Genomic DNA, 13,850 nt, shown 5'->3' on the forward strand with positions numbered 1-13,850 from the left:
GGAGAGAACCGGGAGCATAACGCGCGGAGCCCGAAGCGGCGCCACGCGGCGCCCTTCACCCTTCGTCGAGGCGCTGCCCGGCCTCGCCGTAGCCGAGGGCGGCGGCGCGGCGATTGACGATCCCGAGGCGCAGCACCGTCCGCTCGAGCCGGTCGATCGCGGCGAGGAGCCGGTCGCGGGCCGGGCCGACCCGCTCCGGCTCGGTCTCGGGCGGCGTCTCGGCGAAGTCGACCGCGGTGATCAGCACGTGGTCGCGGGCATCCTCGATGCGCGGATCCCGCTCCACGTGGCCGCGCACGTCGTCGTCCCAGGCCTTGATCACCGCCCAGGGGAGCTGGTCCGGCGTGAGGGCGCCCGGATGCGTCCGCGCCCGGTCCCGCGCCGCCCCGGCGGCCGCCCTGATCAGGCTGACGAGCTTCGCTTCCATGCCGGCCTCCCGTCGTGACGCAAAGCGCGGACGCCGCCCGCGTTCCCGAACCCGCGCCCGAACCCGCGCCCGAACCCGCGCCCGAACCCGCGCGGCGGGCGGCCTGGACCCGAGCACGCCCCGGAGCGGAGCGCCAGGCCGCGCGCGGCGGCCCCGCCGGGCCGGCCGGGAGTCCCGCGTGACTTGGCGAATTCGGCGCTGGATTCAGTGACGACACCGCGTATCTTGATCACGCCGCAGATTCGGCGAAAGACAGGGAGGCTTTCCGTGGGACGAGTGGCCATTTTCGCCTGTTTCACCCTGATGACCTGCGTCGCGTCGAGCGAGAGCTTCGCCCAGTCGGACGCGGCGCGGCAGGCCTGCTCGCCCGATGCGCAGCGCTTGTGCAGCTCGGCCGGGAGCGATCCCCAGCGCGTGGCGGCCTGCCTGCGCCAGAACCGCCGCAGCCTCAGCCCGGCCTGCCGGAGCGCGATGGCGAGGAAGTCCCGGCGCGGCTGAGCCCCCGTCAGCGCCCGCCGGCCTCGCCCGGCGGAGGCGCCGGGCGCTCCGGCGGGGCCTCTCCCGCCCGCGCGGCGTCGTAGCCCGCGAGCCAGAGGGCATTCGCCGGGGTCCCGGCGGCGTAGGGGCAATTCTCCCGCCTCAGGCCCTTGGTCGGCGCGAAGTAGCCGAGGGCGTAGTGGTCGAGGTGGTCGTCGGGCACGTCCGTCACGGCCGTCTCCTGAGCGTGGGGTGATCCACTGAGAGTTGGGTGATCAACGCGGACAACGCGGCGCGGGGCGGGCGGGGCGCGCCGCCCGCGGACGGAACGTCCGCGGCGCCGGCGGATTGGTCGGCCATGCCTCAGAGTTCCATGCCTCAGAGTTCCATGCCCGAGCCGTCCTTGCCCGCCAATCCCTGGACCCCCGCCGCCATCCCGCCCCAGACCGGCCGACTCGTCATCGTCACCGGGGCGACGAGCGGGATCGGCTACGAGGCGGCGCTCGCCCTGGCGCGGGCCGGGGCGCGGGTCGTGCTGGCGGCCCGCGACGAGGCCAAGGCGCAGCGCGCCGTCGCGTCGATCCGCGCCGCCGCCCCGAGCGCCGACCTCGCCGTCGAGCCCCTCGACACCGCCGCGCTCGCCTCCGTGCGCGCCTTCGCGGAGCGCTGGCAGGCGCGGGGCCTGGGGATCGACGGCCTCATCCTCAACGCCGGCATCGCCGCCGTGCCCACCCGGGAGGAGACCCCGGACGGGTTCGAGCGGCAGCTCGGCACCAACTATCTCGGGCATTTCGCGCTCACCGGGCTGCTCCTGCCCTGGCTGCGGGAGGCCCCGGCCGCGCGGATCGTGCCGGTCGCGAGCCTCGCCCACCGGCAGGCGAGGATCCACTTCGAGGACCTCCAGCGCCGGCAGGGCTACGGCCCGCAGGACGCCTACCGGCAGTCCAAGCTCGCCATGCTGATGTTCGGGCTGGAACTCGACCGGCGCCTGCGCGCCGCCGGCTCGCCGATGCGGGCGATCCCGGTCCATCCCGGCATCGCGCGCACCGACATCTTCCGGCGCGGCGACCGGGCGGGCGCGATCCAGCAATTCGCCGGCCGGGCGATCTTCGCGGTGATCGGCCAGAGCGCGGCCCAGGGCGCCTGGCCGCTCCTCTACGCGGCGACGGCGCCGGAGGCGGAGAGCGGCCGCTACTACGGCCCGGACGGGATCTGGGAGGCGCGGGGCCATCCGGCCCCGGCGCAGGTCGCCGCGCAGGCCCGCGACGCGCAGGCGGCGGCGCGGCTCTGGCGCGACTCCGAGGCACTGACCGGGGTAACGTACCGGCTCTGACCGGTCAGCCCGTCACCCGGGCCACCACGCCGCCGACCGCCTCCCGCACGCTGCCGGCCACCTGCGCGGCCGTGTCGGCGATCGCCCGCGCGACGCTCCGCGTCTCCGCCTCGGGCTTGCGGTTCTCGGGCTTGCGATTCCTGGGCTTCTTCCAGGATGGACGCCGACGGGCCTTGGTAGCCATGGCTGTGATCTCCTCAATGGGCGACCTGAGGTAGAGTGCCGCCGCGATCCGGAAAGGGCCGGGCCGGCGGTGCGATCCGAGCCTTCCGACCCGAGTCACTCGCCGGATCACTCGGTCACTCGCGCGGGATGCGCCCGGCCGAGCACAAGGTGCGCACGCTGCCGCGCGGATCGACGTAGCAGCTCGCCTGCCATCCGTTCTCGCGCACCACGCCACCATTCGGCCGGCCCTGGGCCTCGCCGTAGGCGCTGCGGAAGGCGGCGCTCAGCCGCTCGGGGCTCTCGCCGATGGCGAGGGCGGCCGCGCGGGCGATGGCCTCGAAATAGGCGGCCGAGGGGCTGCGCTCGCTGGAGCGGGCGGCCACGATCGGATCGGCCCGGCAGGTCACGTCGAGCGACAGCCCGCCCGGCCCTCGGAAGTCCACGCCCGGCCCCTCGCGGTGGGCGATGCGGGTGCCGGTGGCCGCGGCGATCCGGGACGCGAGGGCGTCGCACTCGTCGGCCCGGGCCGCGGCGAGGGACAGGAGGAGCAGGAGGGCGGCGCGGGACAGGATCATGGGGGCGAGACACCCGGATGGCGACCCCGACATCTCCCGCGCCCGGCGCCGCCGCGCAAGTCCCGGCGGCGCAAGCCCCGGCCGCGCAAGTCCCGGCCGCGCAAGCCCCGGCCGCGCAAGCCCCGGCCGCGGAACCCCGGCGGTCACGGCCAGTTCCTCCGGCACACGCGCGACGCCGCCCGGCCGCGCGACCGGCTGAGCCGGCCGCGGCCGCGCGGCTGCCCCACCTCAAGGGAGATCACGATGCGACGCCCCATCCTCGTCCTGGCGGGCCTGATGCTCGCCAGCCCCGTCCTCGCCCAGTCGCTGAGCGAGAAGAGCGGCCTCAACTCGCTGATCGGGACCGCACCCTCGACGGCCGACTTCATCAAGGAGGCGGCGATCAGCGACATGTTCGAGATGCAGTCGAGCCAGCTCGCCGCCGAGCGCGCCGACGAGCCGACCAAGAAGTTCGCCACAAAGATGATCGAGGACCACCAGAAGACCAGCACCGAGATGAAGGCCATGGTGCAGTCCGGCAAGGTGAAGGCCGAGATCCCGACCGCGCTCGACTCCTCGCACCAGAGCATGCTCGACAAGCTGAAGGGCCTCAACGGGGCCGACTTCACCAAGCAGTATCACAGCGACCAAGTGAAGGCGCACAAGGACGCGGTGGACCTGTTCCAGCGCTACGCCAAGGGCGGCGACAACGACGAGCTGAAGGCCTGGGCGGGCAAGACCGAGCCGGCGCTCGCCGAGCACCTGAAGATGGCGCAGAACCTCGACAAGTAGCGTCCTCGGACACCCGCGCCTCTCCGGACAGGGGCGGCGCGGGAACCTCCCCCGGGGCCGGGAGCCCGGCCGCGCGTGCCTCAGCCGCGCGTGCCTCAGCGGCCCGAAGGGTCGCGGCGCGCGGCCGAAGCGGCGTGGTCGGCGTGCCGGGCGAGGACGCCGAGGGCGACCAGGAGCGCGACGAGCGCCAGCGCGAAGAGGAATGCCTGCATTCTGCCACCTTGCCGGTCGGGCCGATCCGGTGAGGCGGTTTCAAGTTTCGGACCAGGATCCTGCCCGAGAGCTGCGCCCGGCGCGGGGCAGTCCCTTCAGTAGCAGACGGCGAGGCCGCCGAGCCGCGACGCGAGCTGGTACGCCTTGGCGCGGGTGAGGCCGCGCAGGATCACCCGGTCGTCGCTGTAGAGGGTGAAGGTGCCGTCCGCGTCGGCCTGGATCCGGATGCCTTCTGCCATGACGCGGCATTCCTCCCGTCTGCCGGCCGCGAAGCCTCGCCGCGGCCGTTCCAGCGCACAACGCGCGAGCCGCCGCGAAGGTCGCAAGCGCGGCCGCACTTTCGGTACTCCGCCGCGCGAGGTCCCGCCGGTCGGCGGATCCCGCGCCCGGCACGTCGGCGCGCCCGATGCAATCGCGGCCGAAACGATTTTTTGCGAGGAACCTCCGCCGCAGGATGAAACTTTCCCACCCGCTCATCCGTCGATGAGGCCGTTCCCCGCTTCCGGAGGGGACCCCGAGGAGAGACGACGACGATGAAGAAGACGATTCTGGGCTTGGCCGCCGCCCTGGTGCTGGGCGGCCTCGGCACCGGTTCGGCCTCGGCCGCGTCCGCCGAGGTGGCGCTGGGCCATGCCCCGACCGCCTACGTGCAGATGACCCGCACGGAGCGCCGCATGATGCGCCACCGGATGATGCACCGCGAGATGCACCACCGCCGGATGATGCGCCACCGGATGATGCATCACCGCATGCACCGCATGCACCGGATGTGATCCGGGATCCGGTCGATCCGAGCGGATCCCGGATCACCAGCCCGCGCGGCGCGTGAGCGAGGCCGACATCCGCATGGCGAAGCAATCCGTCGGATGTCGGATCACGAGCCCGCGCGGCGCTTGAGCGACGCCCGCATCCGCCATCCCAGAGGGATCAAGCGGATGTGGGATGGGCCGCGCGCCGCGGAGCCCCGAGCGCTCCGCGGCGATCCGGTCACGCGGCGACGGGCGCGAAGCGCGTCGCCAGGATGTCCGAGGTCACCGCCTTGACGTCGCGCAGGCCGCACATCGCCATGGTGGTGTCGAGTTCCTTGCGGATGATGTCGAGGCACTGGGTGACGCCCGCCTCGCCGCCGGCCCCGAGCCCGTACAGGAAGGCGCGGCCGATGAAGACGCCCTTGGCGCCGAGCGCCAGCGCCTTGATGACGTCCTGCCCCGAGCGGATCCCCCCGTCCATCAGCACCTCGATGCGGCTGCCGACCGCCTCGGCGATCGCCGGCAGGGCCGTGATCGAGGAGGGCGCCCCGTCCAGCTGACGCCCGCCGTGGTTCGACACGATGAGGGCCTGGGCGCCGCTGCGCGCCGCGAGCTCCGCATCCTCCGGATCGAGGATCCCCTTGAGGATGAGCGGGCCACCCCAGCGGTCCTGGATGCGCTTCACGTCGTCCCAGTTGAGGGTCGGGTCGAACTGCTCGGCGGTCCAGGAGGAGAGCGAGGAGAGGTCGCTCACCCCCTTCGCGTGACCGACGATGTTGCGGAAGGTGCGGCGCTGCGTGCGCAGCATGTCCAGGCACCAGCGCGGCTTGGTGGCGAGGTTGAGGATGTTCGGCAGGGTCATCCGGGGCGGGGTGGACAGCCCGTTCTTGATGTCCTTGTGGCGCTGGCCGAGGATCTGCAGGTCGAGGGTGAGCACCAGGGCCGAGCAGCCGGCCGCCTTGGCGCGGTCGATCAGCCGGTTGATGAAGTCCCGGTCGCGCATGACGTAGAGCTGGAACCAGAACGGCCGGTCGGTGTTCTCGGCGACGTCCTCGATCGAGCAGATGCTCATGGTCGAGAGCGTGAAGGGCACGCCGGCCTTGGCGGCGGCCCGGGCCGCCAGGATCTCGCCGTCCGCGTGCTGCATGCCGGTGAGGCCGGTCGGCGCGAGGGCCACCGGCATGCTGACCGGCTGGCCGACCATGGTGCTGGCGAGGGTGCGGTTCGTCATGTCGACGGCGACGCGCTGGCGCAGCTTGATCGCGGCGAAATCGGCCTCGTTCGCCCGGTAGGTGCCCTCGGTGTAGGAGCCGGAATCGGCATAGTCGTAGAACATCCGCGGCACCCGCCGCTCGGCGAGCACGCGCAGGTCCTCGATGCAGGTCGCGGGCGCCGAGGAGAAGAACCGCGACATCGGGGAAGGCGGCCGCGACGACGGCATCCGGGTCGAACTCATGGGCGTCCTCTGGGGTGGTCTCTGGGGCTTCCTCGCGCGGCGTCCCGGCGGGGGCACCGCCGCGATGGGCCGTCGTGCCCGCCATACCCCGAGGCTCGCGCCCTTGCCCACCCCCCTTGCGGCTCCCTGGCCCGCCCCGCCCGGGGCCTTCGGGCTAGATCTGGTCGATCTCCTCCCGCGGCGTCGCGCTGAGCTCGGCCCAGTCGAGCTCCTCCTCCAGGCGGAAGAAGGCGTCGTCGCCGATGGCGCCCCTGTCGCGCAGGTCGAGGATGGTCTGGCGGGCGGCCTCGATCGCCCGGCGGCGGGGCGCGTCGGAGGGCAGGCTGCCCGGCGCGCGGCCCTCGCGGTCGCGCTCGGCCTCGTTGAGCACCGCCGCGAATTCGTGGCGCAGGGCCGCCGCGTGCGGCGAGCGCTCGCGCGACAGGCTCGCGACCGCCGCCCGGTAGGCCTCCGCGCGGGCGAGCCCGACCTCGCGCCCGACCGGGTCGTCGTCGCGCAGCGCCAGCCAGGCGAGGAGCGGGCGCAGGGTGAGGCCCTGGATCACCAGCGTGCCGAGCACCACGGCGAAGGCGGTGAGCACCACGAGGTCGCGGTACGGGAAGGCGCGCTCTCCGCCCTCCGGCAGGGCGAGCGCCAGCGCCACCGTGACGACGCCGCGCATGCCGCACCACGCCACCGTGGCGCTGCCCGACAGGCTCGCGGGCTCGGGCCCGATCGCCCCCCCGTATCGGCGCCACAGCCGCCCGAAAGCCGCCGCGCCCATCACCCAGGCGAGGCGCACCAGCACCACGGTGAGGAACAGGGCCGCCGCCACCACGGCGTAGCGGTTGCGGTCCTCTGGCGTCAGCCCCTCCAGGATCGGCCCGACCTGCAGCCCGATCAGCACGAAGGCGAGCACGTTGAGGACGAAGACCGCCGTCTCCCAGACCGCGTAGGAGGGGACCCGCAGATGGGCGGGCATCGTCGCCGGGGAGATCCGTGCCACGGTGATGGCGTAACTCACCACCGTCAGCACCCCGGAGAGCCCGGCCCGCTCGGCCATGACCCAGATCCCGAAGGTGGCGACGAATTGCAGCACGATGCTGCTCGGCGCGTCGGCGATGCCCCGCACCGCCCGCACGTAGATCCAGGCCAGGACCGGCCCGGCCACGAGGCTGCCGACCACCCCGATCAGGAAGGTCGGCACCACGTCCCGCGCCGCGAAGCTGCCGCTCACGGCCGCCGGCACGGCGAGCCGGTAGATCAGCAGCGCCGAGGCGTCGTTGAACAGGCTCTCGCCCTTGAGGATGGTGACGAGCCGGTGGGGCAGCGGCACGTGGCGCAGCACCGAGAGGGCCGCGACCGCGTCGGGCGGCGCCACGATCGCGCCGAGCGCGATGCAGGCCGCGAGCGGCATGTCGGGCACGAGCCAGCGCAGGGTCGCGGCCACCGCCACCGTGGTGATGCCGACCGCCCCGAGGACGAGGCCGGCGATGGGCAGCCAGTTGACGCGCAGGTCGCGCAGGGACGTGTCGTAGCCGGCATCGAGCAGGACCGGCGCGACGAACAGGGCGAGGGCGAGGTCGGGGTCGAGGCGCAGGCTCGGGACCGCGTCCACGAAGGCGAGGGCCGCCCCGCCGAGGGCCAGGAAGGCCGGAAACGGCGCCCCGAGGCGCCGCGCCAGCGCCGCCAGCAGCACGGCGACCAGCAGGACGCCGACGATCCATTCGAAGACGTGCATGCGCTCCGCAACCACCCGGCTGCGGAGATAGGGCGCGCGGCGCGCACCGACACCGGGCGGGGGAGATCCCCCGGGCCGGCGCCCGTCAGCCGGCCAGCGCCGCGAGTTCGCGCAGGATCGCGTCGCCCATCTCGCGCGTCCCGACCGCGTTCGCCCCCGGGCCGGCGATGTCGCGGGTGCGGGTGCCGGAGGCGAGCGTCCGGGTGATCGCGCCCTCGACGAGGTCGGCGGCCTCGCCGAGGTCGAAGGAGTAGCGCAGGGCCATGGCGAGCGAGCCGATCATGGCGATCGGGTTGGCGAGGTTCTGGCCGGCGATGTCGGGCGCCGAGCCGTGGACCGGCTCGTAGAGGGCGCGCCGCGTCCCGTTCTCGACGGCGCCGAGCGAGGCCGAGGGCAGCATCCCGAGCGAGCCGGTCAGCATCGCGGCCACGTCCGACAGGATGTCGCCGAACAGGTTGTCGGTGACGAGCACGTCGAACTGCTTGGGGTTGCGCACCAGCTGCATCGCGCAATTGTCGGCCAGCACGTGCTCCAGCGCGACGTCGGAGAACCGCTCGGCGTGCACGCGGCCGACCACCTCCTTCCAGAGGACGCCGGTCTTCATCACGTTGTGCTTCTCGGCCGAGGAGACCTTGTTGCTCCGCTTGCGGGCGAGGTCGAAGGCCACCGCGGCGATGCGCTCGATCTCGCCCGACGTGTAGATCTGGGTGTCGACGGCGCGCTTGGTGCCGTCCTCCAGGGTGACGATCTCCTTGGGCTCGCCGAAATAGACGCCGCCCGTCAGTTCGCGGACGATCACGATGTCGAGCCCCTCGACCAGCTCCCGCTTGAGCGCCGAGGCCTCGGCGAGCGCCGGGTAGCAGATCGCCGGGCGCAGATTCGCGAACAGCCCGAGATCCTTGCGCAGGCGCAGGAGGCCCGCCTCGGGCCGCTTCGCGTAGGCGACCTCCGCCCATTTCGGCCCGCCGACGGCGCCGAACAGCACCGCGTCCGCCGCCCTGGCGCGCTCCAGCGCGGCCTCGGTGAGGGGCACGCCGTGCGCGTCGAGGGCCGCGCCGCCGACGAGGTCGGTCTCGGTCTCGAAAGCGGCGATGCCGCGGGCCGACAGCCAGGCCAGCACCTTCTCCACCTCGCGCGCCACTTCGGGGCCGATGCCGTCGCCGGGAAGGAGCAGGATTTTGTGCGTGGCCATGGGATGGGTTCCGGGGGAGGGGACGAGGGGACGAGGGGCGCGCCGCGCCCGCTCAGGTCTTGCGCGCGACCGTGAAGCGGGCCGCCTCGCGCAGCGTCGCGGCGGCCTCGCCCCAGGGGCGCAGGGCGGCCTCGCAGACGCCGACGAGGCGCTCGCACTCGGCGCGGGCGCCGTCGAGGCCGAGGCGATCGACCAGGGTCGCCTTGCCGGCCGCCGCGTCCTTGCCGGTGCGCTTGCCCATCGCCTCGGCGGAGGCCTCGCGGTCGAGGATGTCGTCGGCGACCTGGAAGGCCTGGCCGAGGGCGCGGCCGTAGGCGAGGAGGGCGGCGCGCTGCTCCGCGTCGGCGCCGCCGACGATCGCCCCGGCCTCGACCGAGACGGCGAGGAGCGCGCCGGTCTTCATCGCCTGGAGCTGCAGGGTCGCGTCGACGTCGAGCGCCGCCTCGCCGAAGCGGCCCTCGGCGCCGAGGTCGAGGAGCTGGCCGCCGACCATCCCGCCGAGACCGGCCGCCCGGGCGAGCCCGAGCACGAGGTCGGCCCGGATGCCCGCGTCGGGTTGCCAGGCCGGGTCGGCCAAGAGTTCGAAGGCGAGCGTCAGCAGCGCGTCGCCCGCCAGGATCGCCGTCGCCTCGTCGAAGGCCTTGTGGACGGTGGGCTTGCCGCGGCGCAGGTCGTCGTCGTCCATGGCCGGCAGGTCGTCGTGGACCAGCGAGTAGCAGTGGACGAGTTCGATGCCCCCGCCCGCGGCCAGCGCTCCCGGATAGGGGCCGCCGAGGAGACGGGCGGTCTCGATGGTCAGGAAGGGGCGCAGGCGCTTGCCGCCGCCGAGCACCGCGTGGCGCATCGCCTGCATCAGGCGCGGGGGCCGCGTGATCTCGCCCGGGCCGGTCGCGTCGCCGAGGCGCTCGTCGAGAAAGACCTCCACCGCCTCCGCGACCGCGGCGAGCCGGGCGGGGAAATCGGCGCCCTCCGGATAGAAGCCGCCGGCCGTTCCGTGCGAAGGACCGGGGGAAGCCGCGGCGGGCTTGCGTGTCTCGGCCGGGCCGGCCTGCGGTGACGTCATGGGGAAAGCCTCGGTCGAGGAAGCGGGGGAGGACGGGATTCAGGAGCCGCGCGGCGCGATCACGGGGCAGGAGGCGGGCCGGTCCGCCGCGGCGCCCGCGCGCCGGCTCGCCCGCGCGCTGCGCCTGCTCGTGCTGCTGCCTTTCATCGCGGTGATCCTCGTCCTGTGCCTCGCGCTCGTCTATCGCGCGGTCGATCCGCCCTCAACCCTCATGCTCGGCCGCTGGCTGACCGGCCGGCCGGTCGAGCGGGACCGCGTCCCGCTCGCCGGCATCGCCCCGGTCCTGGTCCAGGCGGTGATCGCCTCCGAGGACCAGCGCTTCTGCCTGCACCGGGGCGTCGACTGGGAGGCGCTCGGCGAGGTGGTGAGCGACGAGGACGGGCCGAGCCGCGGCGCCTCCACGGTCACCATGCAGACGGTCAAGAACGTTTTCCTGTGGCCCGGCCGCTCCTACCTGCGCAAGGCGATGGAGATCCCCCTCGCGCTGCTGGCGGACCTGGTCTGGGGCAAGCGGCGGACGATGGAGATCTACCTCAACGTGGCCGAGTGGGGGGACGGCATCTACGGCGCGGAGGCCGCCGCCCGTCACTGGTTCGGCAAGGGCGCCCGCGACCTCACCCGGAGCGAGGCGGCGCTCCTCGTCGTCGCCCTGCCCAACCCGGCGGCCCGCAGCCCGGCCCACCCGTCGCGGGGCTTGAGGGCGCTCGCCGGGCGCCTGCAGGCGCGCCTGGCGCGCATCGGCTCGCTCGCCGCCTGCGTCCGGCCCTGACGCTGCGGCGCGACGCCCGGGAACGCGGGTGGCGCGCCGTCCATTCCCCGCGTAGAGAGCGGGCCTGGCCGCGCAGGAGGCAGCATGTTCACACTCGAAATCAACGGAACCCCGGTCGCCGTCATCCGGGCCACCGAGACCCAGGCCCGCGAGCTCCTCGACGTGGAGGGGTTCAAGGACGACCTGCGCACCATGACCACCGAGGGGCGCCCGCTCTGGTCGGGCGAGGATTCCGCGCTCAAGCTGCGTCCCTCGACCGAGGACGAGGTCGACACCTTCGACGAGGCGATGGAGGAGGACGAGGAGTTCGACGAGGAGCCGGACGATTCGGGCGCGACCGCGGCGTCGGGCACGTCCGACGAGGAGGAGCCGGACGACGTCGACATCCTGTTCCTCATCGACATCGACGACGAGGCCGAGCACTGAGCCGGAACGCCGGAGGGCCTTCCCTTACGGCGGGTTTTCGCGATACGGCCTCCCGGGCTCGGGCAAGCGGGGGGCTGGATGCGGATCGGTCGGTTGCGGGCGTGCGGCGGGATCGCCCTCGCGCTCCTGGGTCTGGCCGGGGCGCCGGCCCGGGCCAACGACAGCGCGGCGGAACTCGACGCGGGCGGCCTCGTCCTCGTCAAGGATCCGGCGGTCGCGCTCCTGAGCGAGGACCTGCGCCTCGGCCTCGACCGCATCGCGGTCGACTACGTGTTCCGCAACACGGGCGAGGCGCCGCGCCGGCTCCGGGTCGCCTTCCCGCTCCCCTCGGTCGACGGGGCGGCGCTGAGCTCCTCGCCGCTCTCGCTGCCCTTCGAGGACCGGGCGAATTTCGTCGGCTTCACCGTGACGGTGGACGGGGCGGCGATCCGTCCGGCCCTGGAGGAGCGGGCCTATCTCGGCGCGCGCGAGGTCACCGACCTCCTCAGGCGCCACGGCCTGCCCCTCAACCCGCTGCGCCGGGCCGACCTGGAGAAGGCCGTCAAGGCGCTCTCGCCCGAGGCGCGCCGGCGCCTCGCCGCGGAGGGCCCGCTGCCGGCCGAGGACGGCCCCGAATGGGGGCAGTGGCGGCTTGAGGCCAAGTTCCACTGGGAGCAGACCTTTCCTCCGGGCCGGGACGTCGCCGTGTCGCACGCCTACGTGCCCGTGAAGGGGACCTACCTCCTCGACGCCAAGGAGGCGTCGCGCCGGGAGTACCGAACCCGCTACTGCCTCGACGAGGCGGGGCTCGGCGGGATCCGGCGCCTGATCGGGCAGGGCAAGGAATCGGGCGGCGTCGTCTCGTCGGCGGTGGTCCCCTACATCGTGACCACGGCGCGGAACTGGGCCGGCCGCATCGGCCGCTTCACCCTGACCGTCGACAAGGGCCGCCCCGACACGCTGGTGAGCTTCTGCCGGAGCGGCGTGACGAAGACCGGCCCCACCACCTTCCGGTGGGAGGCCCGCGACTACGTGCCGGACGAGGACCTGCGGGTGCTGTTCGTGTCGCGCGACCCGGAGGCGCTCGGGATCAAGTGAGGGGGTGGGGGGCCCCGCCCTCTCAACCCCCGATCTTGCGCCTGCGCTGCCCCAGCGTGCGCAGGCGCAGGGCGTTGAGCTTGATGAAGCCGGCCGCGTCGCGCTGGTCGTAGGCCACCGCGCCCTCCTCGAAGGTGACGAGGTCCTGGTCGTAGAGGGAGTTCGGGCTCTCGCGGCCGATCACGTAGACGCCGCCCTTGTACAGCTTCAGGCGCACCGTGCCGGTCACCAGCTCCTGGCTCTTGTCGATCAGCGCCTGCAGCATCTCGCGCTCGGGCGAGAACCAGAAGCCGTTGTAGATCAGCTCGGCGTAGCGCGGCATCAGCTCGTCCTTGAGGTGGGCCGCGCCGCGGTCGAGGGTGATCGACTCGATCGCCCGGTGGGCCGGCAGCAGGATCGTGCCGCCGGGCGTCTCGTACATGCCGCGGCTCTTCATGCCGACGAAGCGGTTCTCGACGAGGTCGAGGCGGCCGATGCCGTTGGCCCGGCCGAGGTCGTTGAGCCGCGCGAGCAGCGTGGCGGGCGACAGGGGCTCCCCGTCGAGCGAGACCGCGTCGCCGCGCTCGAAGCCGATCGTGATCACGGTCGGGCTGTCGGGCGCCTCCTCGGGCGAGAGGGTGCGGGAATAGACGTAGTCCGGCACGTCCAGCGCCGGATCCTCCAGCACCTTGCCCTCCGAGGAGGCGTGCAGCAGGTTCGCGTCGACCGAGAAGGGCGCCTCGCCGCGCTTGTCCTTGGCGATCGGGATCTGGTGCTGCTCGGCGAAGGCGAGCAGCGCCTCGCGGCTCTTGAAATCCCACTCGCGCCAGGGGGCGATCACCGTCACGTCGGGCTTGAGGGCGTAGTAGCCGAGCTCGAACCGGACCTGGTCGTTGCCCTTGCCGGTGGCGCCGTGCGCGACCGCGTCGGCCCCGACCCGGTCGGCGATCTCGATCTGCTTCTTGGCGATCAGGGGCCGGGCGATCGAGGTGCCCAGGAGGTACACGCCCTCGTACTGGGCATTCGCCCGGAACATCGGGAAGACGTAGTCGCGGACGAATTCCTCGCGCAGGTCCTCGATGAAGATGTTCTCGGGCTTGATCCCGAGCAGCTCCGCCTTGCGCCGGGCCGGCTCCAGCTCCTCGCCCTGGCCGAGGTCGGCCGTGAACGTCACCACCTCGCAGCCGTAGGTGGTCTGGAGCCATTTGAGAATGATCGAGGTGTCGAGCCCGCCCGAATAGGCGAGCACGACCTTCTGCACGCGCTTCTGGGTTGGGTGTGCCATGGGAACGGGCCTCGGCTGCCGGCAGGAAGGGACGCGCGGCTCTATCAGCCGCGCCCGCCCGCGTGCAACCGCGGCGGCGCCCCGGCGCTTTCCCCGCGCGGCGCTCCCCGCCCGGCATCGGCCTCGGCTGCGGCCTTGGCTTCGGCCTTGGCGCTTGTGGCAGGGCGGGGGCG

At 73.5% G+C, this 13,850-nt stretch carries 17 protein-coding genes; 7 read left to right on the forward strand and 10 right to left on the reverse strand.

Annotated features, from left to right (window positions below):
• Positions 1-55 precede the first annotated feature (55 nt).
• Positions 56-427 carry a hypothetical protein gene (locus MET2598_RS0128640; RefSeq protein WP_018263191.1) on the reverse strand — a complete coding sequence of 124 codons (372 nt, stop codon included), beginning with the start codon at positions 425-427 and terminating at the stop codon, positions 56-58.
• A gap of 267 nt (positions 428-694) precedes the next feature.
• Between MET2598_RS0128640 and MET2598_RS0128645 the strand changes: the two genes are divergently transcribed.
• The gene (locus tag MET2598_RS0128645) at positions 695-925 is read left to right on the forward strand and encodes a cysteine rich repeat-containing protein (RefSeq protein ID WP_150108775.1); all 231 of its coding nucleotides are present in this window, start codon (positions 695-697) and stop codon (positions 923-925) included.
• A gap of 7 nt (positions 926-932) precedes the next feature.
• Here the strand turns inward: MET2598_RS0128645 and MET2598_RS0128650 are convergent, their stop codons facing one another.
• A complete protein-coding gene (locus MET2598_RS0128650; protein ID WP_018263193.1) occupies positions 933-1,136 on the reverse strand; it encodes a ribosome modulation factor in 204 nt (67 codons plus the stop codon).
• Between the two features lie 156 nt (positions 1,137-1,292).
• Between MET2598_RS0128650 and MET2598_RS0128655 the strand changes: the two genes are divergently transcribed.
• Positions 1,293-2,237 carry an oxidoreductase gene (locus MET2598_RS0128655; RefSeq protein ID WP_036271042.1) on the forward strand — a complete coding sequence of 315 codons (945 nt, stop codon included), beginning with the start codon at positions 1,293-1,295 and terminating at the stop codon, positions 2,235-2,237.
• A 4-nt stretch (positions 2,238-2,241) separates the two neighbouring features.
• Here MET2598_RS0128655 and MET2598_RS0128660 read toward each other — a convergent pair whose 3' ends face one another.
• Together MET2598_RS0128660 and MET2598_RS0128665 are read right to left on the reverse strand one after the other, a co-directional pair.
• Positions 2,242-2,421, reverse strand: a complete 180-nt coding sequence (locus MET2598_RS0128660; protein ID WP_018263195.1) for a hypothetical protein — start codon at positions 2,419-2,421, stop codon at positions 2,242-2,244.
• Between the two features lie 115 nt (positions 2,422-2,536).
• Positions 2,537-2,977, reverse strand: coding sequence for a hypothetical protein (locus tag MET2598_RS0128665; RefSeq protein ID WP_012336282.1), 441 nt, complete (start codon positions 2,975-2,977; stop codon positions 2,537-2,539).
• A 243-nt stretch (positions 2,978-3,220) separates the two neighbouring features.
• On the opposite strand from MET2598_RS0128665, the gene MET2598_RS0128670 reads away from it, so the two are divergent.
• Complete coding sequence (locus tag MET2598_RS0128670) at positions 3,221-3,748, forward strand: DUF4142 domain-containing protein (RefSeq protein WP_012336281.1); 528 nt, start codon at positions 3,221-3,223, stop codon at positions 3,746-3,748.
• A gap of 308 nt (positions 3,749-4,056) precedes the next feature.
• Here the strand turns inward: MET2598_RS0128670 and MET2598_RS42405 are convergent, their stop codons facing one another.
• Entirely contained in the window at positions 4,057-4,200 is a 144-nt protein-coding gene (locus MET2598_RS42405; RefSeq protein WP_012336279.1) for a hypothetical protein, read from the reverse strand.
• 294 nt (positions 4,201-4,494) lie between these two features.
• Between MET2598_RS42405 and MET2598_RS0128685 the strand changes: the two genes are divergently transcribed.
• Positions 4,495-4,734 carry a hypothetical protein gene (locus MET2598_RS0128685; RefSeq protein ID WP_012336278.1) on the forward strand — a complete coding sequence of 80 codons (240 nt, stop codon included), beginning with the start codon at positions 4,495-4,497 and terminating at the stop codon, positions 4,732-4,734.
• Positions 4,735-4,948: 214 nt separating this feature from the next.
• Here MET2598_RS0128685 and MET2598_RS0128695 read toward each other — a convergent pair whose 3' ends face one another.
• From MET2598_RS0128695 to MET2598_RS0128710, 4 genes are all read right to left on the reverse strand, one after another.
• The gene (locus MET2598_RS0128695; RefSeq protein WP_012336277.1) at positions 4,949-6,124 is read right to left on the reverse strand and encodes an alpha-hydroxy acid oxidase; all 1,176 of its coding nucleotides are present in this window, start codon (positions 6,122-6,124) and stop codon (positions 4,949-4,951) included.
• 196 nt (positions 6,125-6,320) lie between these two features.
• Complete coding sequence (locus MET2598_RS0128700) at positions 6,321-7,886, reverse strand: cation:proton antiporter (protein WP_012336276.1); 1,566 nt, start codon at positions 7,884-7,886, stop codon at positions 6,321-6,323.
• An 85-nt stretch (positions 7,887-7,971) separates the two neighbouring features.
• A complete protein-coding gene (leuB, locus tag MET2598_RS0128705; protein ID WP_018263197.1) occupies positions 7,972-9,078 on the reverse strand; it encodes a 3-isopropylmalate dehydrogenase in 1,107 nt (368 codons plus the stop codon).
• 52 nt (positions 9,079-9,130) lie between these two features.
• Positions 9,131-10,141 carry a polyprenyl synthetase family protein gene (locus MET2598_RS0128710; RefSeq protein ID WP_018263198.1) on the reverse strand — a complete coding sequence of 337 codons (1,011 nt, stop codon included), beginning with the start codon at positions 10,139-10,141 and terminating at the stop codon, positions 9,131-9,133.
• Here MET2598_RS0128710 and MET2598_RS0128715 point away from each other — a divergent pair.
• The 3 genes from MET2598_RS0128715 to MET2598_RS0128725 all read left to right on the forward strand — a co-directional run bounded on the left by MET2598_RS0128715 (position 10,140) and on the right by MET2598_RS0128725 (position 12,413).
• Positions 10,140-10,910: a transglycosylase domain-containing protein gene (locus MET2598_RS0128715; protein ID WP_018263199.1), complete on the forward strand. Its 771-nt coding sequence runs from the start codon at positions 10,140-10,142 to the stop codon at positions 10,908-10,910. The two genes, MET2598_RS0128710 and MET2598_RS0128715, sit on opposite strands and share 2 nt — an antisense overlap.
• Positions 10,911-10,994: 84 nt before the next feature.
• Positions 10,995-11,336 carry a hypothetical protein gene (locus MET2598_RS0128720; protein WP_012336272.1) on the forward strand — a complete coding sequence of 114 codons (342 nt, stop codon included), beginning with the start codon at positions 10,995-10,997 and terminating at the stop codon, positions 11,334-11,336.
• Positions 11,337-11,414: 78 nt separating this feature from the next.
• Positions 11,415-12,413, forward strand: a complete 999-nt coding sequence (locus MET2598_RS0128725; protein WP_157182277.1) for a DUF4424 domain-containing protein — start codon at positions 11,415-11,417, stop codon at positions 12,411-12,413.
• Positions 12,414-12,435: 22 nt separating this feature from the next.
• On the opposite strand, the gene MET2598_RS0128730 is transcribed toward MET2598_RS0128725, so the two are convergent.
• Positions 12,436-13,677 carry an argininosuccinate synthase gene (locus MET2598_RS0128730; RefSeq protein ID WP_012336271.1) on the reverse strand — a complete coding sequence of 414 codons (1,242 nt, stop codon included), beginning with the start codon at positions 13,675-13,677 and terminating at the stop codon, positions 12,436-12,438.
• Positions 13,678-13,850 lie beyond the last annotated feature (173 nt).

Origin of the sequence: Methylobacterium sp. WSM2598, from assembly GCF_000379105.1 — a bacterium.
In the GTDB taxonomy this organism is placed as follows: Bacteria; Pseudomonadota; Alphaproteobacteria; order Rhizobiales; family Beijerinckiaceae; genus Methylobacterium.

What these genes read in the sequence shown, in the direction of transcription:
- leuB (WP_018263197.1), bottom strand. Translation starts at nt 9,078, where the DNA reads ATGGCCACGCACAAAATCCTGCTCCTTCCCGGCGACGGCATCGGCCCC.
- MET2598_RS0128695 (WP_012336277.1), bottom strand. Translation starts at nt 6,124, where the DNA reads ATGTCGCGGTTCTTCTCCTCGGCGCCCGCGACCTGCATCGAGGACCTG.
- MET2598_RS0128700 (WP_012336276.1), bottom strand. Translation starts at nt 7,886, where the DNA reads ATGCACGTCTTCGAATGGATCGTCGGCGTCCTGCTGGTCGCCGTGCTG.
- MET2598_RS0128685 (WP_012336278.1), top strand. Translation starts at nt 4,495, where the DNA reads ATGAAGAAGACGATTCTGGGCTTGGCCGCCGCCCTGGTGCTGGGCGGC.
- MET2598_RS0128640 (WP_018263191.1), bottom strand. Translation starts at nt 427, where the DNA reads ATGGAAGCGAAGCTCGTCAGCCTGATCAGGGCGGCCGCCGGGGCGGCG.
- MET2598_RS0128725 (WP_157182277.1), top strand. Translation starts at nt 11,415, where the DNA reads ATGCGGATCGGTCGGTTGCGGGCGTGCGGCGGGATCGCCCTCGCGCTC.
- MET2598_RS42405 (WP_012336279.1), bottom strand. Translation starts at nt 4,200, where the DNA reads ATGGCAGAAGGCATCCGGATCCAGGCCGACGCGGACGGCACCTTCACC.
- MET2598_RS0128655 (WP_036271042.1), top strand. Translation starts at nt 1,293, where the DNA reads ATGCCCGAGCCGTCCTTGCCCGCCAATCCCTGGACCCCCGCCGCCATC.
- MET2598_RS0128665 (WP_012336282.1), bottom strand. Translation starts at nt 2,977, where the DNA reads ATGATCCTGTCCCGCGCCGCCCTCCTGCTCCTCCTGTCCCTCGCCGCG.
- MET2598_RS0128715 (WP_018263199.1), top strand. Translation starts at nt 10,140, where the DNA reads ATGGGGAAAGCCTCGGTCGAGGAAGCGGGGGAGGACGGGATTCAGGAG.
- MET2598_RS0128720 (WP_012336272.1), top strand. Translation starts at nt 10,995, where the DNA reads ATGTTCACACTCGAAATCAACGGAACCCCGGTCGCCGTCATCCGGGCC.
- MET2598_RS0128670 (WP_012336281.1), top strand. Translation starts at nt 3,221, where the DNA reads ATGCGACGCCCCATCCTCGTCCTGGCGGGCCTGATGCTCGCCAGCCCC.
- MET2598_RS0128660 (WP_018263195.1), bottom strand. Translation starts at nt 2,421, where the DNA reads ATGGCTACCAAGGCCCGTCGGCGTCCATCCTGGAAGAAGCCCAGGAAT.
- MET2598_RS0128710 (WP_018263198.1), bottom strand. Translation starts at nt 10,141, where the DNA reads ATGACGTCACCGCAGGCCGGCCCGGCCGAGACACGCAAGCCCGCCGCG.
- MET2598_RS0128730 (WP_012336271.1), bottom strand. Translation starts at nt 13,677, where the DNA reads ATGGCACACCCAACCCAGAAGCGCGTGCAGAAGGTCGTGCTCGCCTAT.